Raw genomic sequence first — 1555 nt, 5'->3', positions numbered from 1 at the left:
CGGGCAAGGCAGCACTCGATCTCGGTACCCGGTGGCTCTCGAACGGCCTGCCCAGAACCGCTGGCGCGACAGGCAGGCCGGGCCGCAGTGCGGGCTGTTGATGGCCGGTTAAAACTCCCCGGTTACGGCCATTTGGCGGGGAATTACCTGGCCATGAATGTCACAACACGCAGTTGTCGACCGGAGACGAGACATCCGATGGAGTTGAGTGGTCAAGTCGCGTCCCTCCACCGGATTAACGAAACCGGGAGCCGGACCTGATCGAGTGCGATCCCACTCGGCAGTTCCGGAGATGCTCTGTCGCCGACGGGTGACACCGGAGTCGGCTGTCTGTTCAACCGGCTCCGCCGCCACCCAGCGTCTGTCCGCCGCGCAACATGGCAAACGGTCCACCCCACATGCCGCGAGCGGGCACAACCGGTTGGCCCGATGTGAGCCTGCTCTGCCGCGGCGGTCGCCGGAGTACGCTCGGAGACATCCAGGGCATCCCGCATCCCGGTACCTGTTCCGGTTTCGTTCTGGGTGAAGGACCGGGCGCCCCCCGCGGTGGGCCCGGAGACGGGAACGGTGAATACCGTGACCCCACATTCCCCGCGATCGGCAGACCCTCGCCTCACGGTCGCCGACGCCATGGATTCCTGCGACTACCAGATCGCCGACGACAGCACCGTCGACCAGGCCGACGACGTCCTGCGCAGCGCCCACATCGACTATCTGCTCGTCCGCGGCCACGACGGCCGCTGCGAAGGGCTGGTCACCCGAGCCGAGCTCCACCCGTTCCTAACCCCTCCCTGGTCCACCGAGCGGACCGCGATCAGCACCACCAAGCATCAGCGCGGCCCGTTCGCGTGGCCGACCCTGGGCCTGGCCCTGGCTGCCCGCGTCATGCGCATCAGACGCCTGACCGTCTGGCCCGTCATCGACGACGACGGCTACCTTCTCGGCATCCTCACTGCGGTTCGTACCGCCACCGTTCTCGCTGCCACACCTGCCTGAACCCACACCACCACGCCCCAGCCCCGGCCGGAGCCGGTCTCCGTATGGGTGGCCAGGCGATGGCGGAGACGGTTGTGGAGGTTTCGCTGGGCGGAGGTGGGGCGGTCTCCGGTCTTGCGCCGGAGGCCGTAACGAGCCTGGGCGCCGGTCGGCGCGGTAAGCGCGAGCTGGTCTTGGCTGTAGTGCCGACCCGGCCGAAAGACGGTTCGGTCGCCCTGCCCGGACCTGCCACGGCCGGAACCGTAGCAACGATGCCGAGGGCAGTGCCAAGGGCAGCCGGCAGCAGCTCGGGGTTGAGACGGCCGACGCCTCCCAGAGTCGCCAGCCTTGCCAGGACGACGTAGCGCGGGAGCTTTCCACCCGTGCCAGTTCGGGCGGACAAGGCCGTCGCCCTAAGGCAATGGTCCCCCAAAGCTACAACCGCAACTGGCCGTCCGTGGGGATTTTTGAGGGCCGCTGTCAGTGGGCGGAGTCCACTGGTCGCGGTTGATCCGCCCCGCCCATACCGTGGTTTCCGGGGGCGGGATCGTTGGCACGGGAGGCAGGATGCGGCAGTACC

Annotated in this window: 1 protein-coding gene; it reads left to right on the top strand. The window is 68.1% G+C overall.

Annotated elements, in window-relative coordinates; genetic code table 11:
* The first annotated feature begins 567 nt into the window (after window positions 1-567).
* A complete protein-coding gene (locus AB0442_RS42385) occupies window positions 568-996 on the top strand; it encodes a CBS domain-containing protein (RefSeq protein WP_366168835.1) in 429 nt (142 codons plus the stop codon).
* The last annotated feature ends 559 nt before the right edge of the window (window positions 997-1555 follow it).

Origin of the sequence: Kitasatospora sp. NPDC085895 (assembly GCF_040702125.1) — a bacterium.
In the GTDB taxonomy this organism is placed as follows: domain Bacteria; phylum Actinomycetota; class Actinomycetes; order Streptomycetales; family Streptomycetaceae; genus Kitasatospora; species Kitasatospora arboriphila.
Note: the sequence above shows the minus strand (reverse complement) of the source record. Positions and strands in the feature narration are given on the sequence as shown.